This window comes from Butyrivibrio sp., assembly GCF_024699075.1.
Window position 1 is genome coordinate 1 of the sequence record NZ_JAILQF010000235.1, and the last position, 4,975, is coordinate 4,975.

4 protein-coding genes are annotated in these 4,975 nt (G+C 35.9%); 3 read left to right on the forward strand and 1 reads right to left on the reverse strand.

What is annotated here, in order from left to right; translation table 11 throughout:
• From K6G87_RS09460 to K6G87_RS09470, 3 genes are all read left to right on the forward strand, one after another.
• The coding region (locus K6G87_RS09460; protein ID WP_296836333.1) for a class II fructose-bisphosphate aldolase at positions 1-397 on the forward strand (397 nt) is incomplete at its 5' end.
• Positions 398-664: 267 nt separating this feature from the next.
• Positions 665-1,810, forward strand: a complete 1,146-nt coding sequence (locus K6G87_RS09465; protein WP_296836335.1) for a hypothetical protein — start codon at positions 665-667, stop codon at positions 1,808-1,810.
• Positions 1,804-2,850, forward strand: a complete 1,047-nt coding sequence (locus K6G87_RS09470; protein ID WP_296836338.1) for a hypothetical protein — start codon at positions 1,804-1,806, stop codon at positions 2,848-2,850. Before K6G87_RS09465 ends, K6G87_RS09470 begins: the two co-directional genes overlap by 7 nt.
• 43 nt (positions 2,851-2,893) lie before the next feature.
• Here the strand turns inward: K6G87_RS09470 and K6G87_RS09475 are convergent, their stop codons facing one another.
• Entirely contained in the window at positions 2,894-4,204 is a 1,311-nt protein-coding gene (locus K6G87_RS09475) for an SLC13 family permease (RefSeq protein ID WP_296836339.1), read from the reverse strand.
• Between the last annotated feature and the right edge of the window lie 771 nt (positions 4,205-4,975).

Genomic DNA, 4,975 nt, shown 5'->3' on the forward strand with positions numbered 1-4,975 from the left:
TGGTGCATATAAGTTTAAACCAGGCACTAATCCTAAGCTTCGTCTTGATATCCTTGCTGAAGTTTCAAGAAGACTTCCCGGATTCCCTATTGTACTGCATGGATCAAGTTCTGTTCCTCAGGAATATGTTAAGATCATCAACGAGCACGGCGGTAAGTTAAAAGACGCTATCGGCGTACCTGAAGATCAGCTTCGTGAAGCTGCAAGAGGCGCAGTCTGCAAGATCAACATCGACTCAGACCTTCGTCTTGGTATGACTGCAGGTATCAGAGAGCACTTCGTAGCAAGCCCTGATCACTTTGATCCTCGTCAGTATATCGGCGATGGCCGTAAGTATGTTAAGGATATCGTAGCTCACAAGATCAAGAACGTTCTTGGTTCTGAGAATACAATCTAAATTACTCATTATATTTTGATGATCTAATAAAAACCCTATAAAATCATAAAAAAGTACGTGATGTCATATACAGGTGACATTACGTGCTTTTTATGATTTTGTTGTGCTTTTTAATAAGATCACAAATAGATGCATTTCATCGTATAAAAAATACGTTTTGTCGTATTCTGATGCAATGAATTATGAAATTGGTATAATTTAAATGGATTTTTTATAAGGTAAATATTTCATTCGGTAAAAATCATATGAAAAATGTAGAAACTAGCAATGGGAAAAAGAATATTTATGGATGTGCCACAGGTGCTTGATATTGCAAATAACCTGGCAAGCTACAGTGAAACACAAACTAAAATGGTTGAAAAGTATTCTATTTCAATAAAGAGAATGATAAATGATATGGAAGGTACTTCAAAAGAAAGCTTGGAAAAAGCTACAACAGATATCCAAAAAGAATCCATGGATGCCATCGGTCGAATGACAGGTTTTAGTTTTATTTATAAGGTAACCGGAAATAACAGGTTATTACTTGATAAAGAGGGAGCAGAATCTGCGCAGATAGAAAAACAGGGACTGGGGATAAGTGTTCTGGAAACAAGTGAAAGAACTGGCAGTGTAAAATGTTTCAATATGTATACACCATGGATGTCACCATTAGGTCAAGCAGATCCTAAAGTATTACAACAACTAGATAGAAGCGGACTTGTTTTGTTAATGAAACAATTAGCCGATGATAATAAAATGGATCAAGATGAGATTGATGAGCATAAAAGAGATAATGTTGATGCCATTGCTTTAGTATATGAAAGTGGACAATATATAGAAAATCAAGATTATTGGAGTGGAGTAAAATATGGTGATCATGCAATGTCGTATGACGGATGCGGCATAATCGCTATAGTAAATGCTTATCATTCTATGGGCGTAGATTTGACTGATGAAGAAGTTGCTGAACTAATTGCAGAATTTGAGGAATATGGCATTGTATGCAATGGAGACTATGGAACGTCACCTTTAGCAATTGTTGAATATTACGCAAAAAATCCATTTTATGAAGTTAGATATACAACTACAACGGATCCTGAGGATTTAAAAGTAATTGACGATAGGAGTGATACATTCATTGTTGAAATATATAATGAAGGCAGTGATATTTTTAGTGGTTTGCATTATGTAAATATTGAAAAAAGAGTTGATGAAAACGGAGATGTTAAATATATAGTTCATAACGCAGGAGCGTATAATGATGAAGATGGGGATGGCGATGTAAATGAAGAAGAATACATAGAATATGATTCATTGGAACTAGCTATTCAAGCTGCTGGAAATAATGATGATTCGCAATACGTGATGGTAATAGGAATTACTAAACCTATTTATAGTGATGCGCCAGAGAAAGAGGAATCAACATGTTGAAAAAAATTGTATTACTATTATGTGCAATAATACTGACGCTTACAGGATGTATGAAATATCCTGGTGAATATGTTTGCTATATAGATTTATTCGGACCTAACACTTTAGAATGCCATTCATTTTATCACTACAAGCGTGTTGGAAATGGACTTGAAAAATCCGGTCTTCAACGTTATGACTTGATAACTGAAACTGAACAGGAGATATATGCGGCTTCAGATCCTCATAAACAGTTAATAACCAGTTATTGGGGTGATGATAATGAGGTATATTATGTTGTAAAAACAAACAAGAAAGGAAGTAGTGAATTCACGTTATTTTACTATAATCTGAATACCAAAGAATATCAAACTGTTTTAGATAACGAAAAGTCATTATCTGTATTTAAAGACATAAACACAAATCGAATAATAATAATAAGAGATAAACAAAGATATTATATTACTACTGGAAACTTACAAGAAATAGATAACTCGGATGTAACAATGAATACCTTGACCAAAAGAGAAGATGTTATTAGGCGAGTGAAACCTGATGGAACTGTGATTGAGATATGTAAAAAATATGATAATAGTGAATATACTTGTAAAGTAAATGGAACCTCTTATGATATAACAGCGTTATCTCATTGTGGCGGTAAAGAATCGGGACTAACAAATTCCTTTGTTATAGAGGGGGATTTAATAATTGGTATAGTTCAAATTACAAAGGGAACTCGTGGTCTTGTAACTACAGATATCATTAGATCTGATCAGTTAAAAAAAGAATTACTAGTATCTATTAATTACCAAACTGGCGAAAGCGATATTTTATATAATACTAAAAATAATTCTACAAGGATCATTGGTTATAGAAATGGGAATATATATTTGCTAAAACAAGGGACAATAATATGTAGAAACTTGTCAGATGGAAGTGAGAAAGAAAGTTACAACTTATTGTATGATGGAGACAATCAATTATCATTTAGTTGGATTGGCAGCAGATTGATAATATATGATGAAGATGATCAACAAGTTATAGCTAATATTCAAACATAAATAAAAGGGCATCGCTTGGCGATGCCCTTTGTGCTAATTAGTATCATGGTTTCCAAACAAGCCATATGAAGAGATAACCTGTAATAACAGCTGTAAGTGTAAACGGAATACCAATCTTGAAGAAGTCTCTGAACTTAACCTCATAACCTTCTTTTCTAAGCATACCAACACCTGCGATATTGGCAGATGCTCCGATAGGAGTGATATTACCACCAAGAGTTGCTCCTATAAGAAGACCGAAATACAGGAAGTTAGCATCTATATTAAGAGTTGCTGCAACAGAACCAAGGATAGGTAGCATAGTTGCAACATAAGGTATGTTGTCTATGAAAGCAGAGATAAGAACAGAACCCCATACAACAATCGAATACAAAATGAATACATTGCTGCTACCTGCACTAGAGATCATAGCTGCAAGATCGTCTATGACACCAACATTGGTGATACCAGCTATAACGCAGAACAGACCTGTAAGAAGGAGCATTGTATCCCAGTCCATGGCTTTAAGAGAGTGCCACATTCCATCTGTGCTCTTCTGCTTAGCGATCTCCCATACTACAGTGAGGACACCGCATACAAGACAGATGATACCATTAGTTGTTTCAGGCTTCATCTCTTCAGGAATGAAGGATGCGATGATAAGAAGGACTACATGTCCAAGCATTGTGATAGTTGGAACATAATCAGTTACAACTGTGTGCTCTGTAGATGTAACAGGCTCTTTGTCTTTATGGAAGAGGATCATCATGATCGGAACAGTAAGAAGAGCACCAAGCTCTACTGCAAAGAAGATACCTGCTCTTCCATGGAATACGAAGAAATCATTGAAGTTCATGTTAGCAGCAGCGGCAAGCATGATCGATGTTGTATCACCTACAAGTGTTGCAGCGCCCTGAAGATTTGAGGATACTGCGATACAGATGATCATTGATACAGGCGAAATTTTAAGCTTTTTGCAGATTGCAAGACCGACAGGAGCTACCATAAGTACTGTGGCAACATTGTCGATGAAAGCTGAAATGATACCTGAGAAAAGTGACATAAGAATTGTAACCCACATTACATTGGGAGCAAGTCTAAGGAGCCATTCTGCAATAACATTAGGCATCTTGGATTCGATAAAATAGTCTACGATGACCATGGTTCCTACAAGCATCATAAGGATGTTCCAGTCGATAGCGCTTGGAACCTGCGAAATCGGAAGTATAGGGTCACCGCCTACGCCTAAAATGGTAAGAATTACATAGATTGTCGCAGTTGAAAGAGCAACTACAGCTCTTTTCTTTGGCAAAAGAACCATAAGTACATACATAAGTACGAACAGTGCAATTGCAATTGTTTTGGATGTTAACATTTTGTCACCTCGTGATATTTTTTGGCAAAATAAAAAGACCCTGCCATGTGGTTGCCGCCAAAGCGGAAAGCAAATGACTAACTAGTTTTAGAATCAAATTGTCATTTACTGAAGTTACATGGTAAAAGTCTTGCTTTTAGTGTATATCAGCAGATCCTTGTTGAGCCTTTATAAAGAAACTCTTATGCTGCGTCTGCTGCAGTTTATCCGGTTCCGAATGACCTTTGGCGGTCATTGTGCTGACGAATCCCGGAAATCTATATGCCTTGCCTGCATATAGATCAGCTACTCCCTTTTACTTCTTAATATAATATCGATATATTGAAGAAACGTCAAGAAAGTAAAAAGTAAATGGAATTTCTTTAAATATCTTTAGTTTTTCGGCTAATAAAGTATTTTTTATCCTGTTGAAAAGGCAATTTTCTTATCATAAAATTGAATGTGGGTTTAGTATATTCCGGAATGGAATGCCTATCATTTTAATTAAGAGAGGGCGTCTGTAACTGGAGGTAATCCTGTCTTACCTTAACTGACAGGAAGAATAAGCGAGGTGGATCTATGCACAACGAACTTACCAAAAAAGACATAGAAGTTCTTTCCTTATATTGATCTTGCGGTTATCAATTTCAGCCTGCATATCTTCTATGTCTTTTTTGGTAAGTTCGTTGTGCATAGATCCAGCTCGCTTATTCTTACTGTCACTTTTAAGGCATGACAGAAAATGCCTTTTAACACTGTAAACCCACATTTAATTTTATGATAAGAAAATTG

Coding starts and splice junctions, on each gene's coding strand:
- K6G87_RS09465 (WP_296836335.1), top strand. CDS start 665: ATGGGAAAAAGAATATTTATGGATGTGCCACAGGTGCTTGATATTGCA.
- K6G87_RS09470 (WP_296836338.1), top strand. CDS start 1,804: ATGTTGAAAAAAATTGTATTACTATTATGTGCAATAATACTGACGCTT.
- K6G87_RS09475 (WP_296836339.1), bottom strand. CDS start 4,204: ATGTTAACATCCAAAACAATTGCAATTGCACTGTTCGTACTTATGTAT.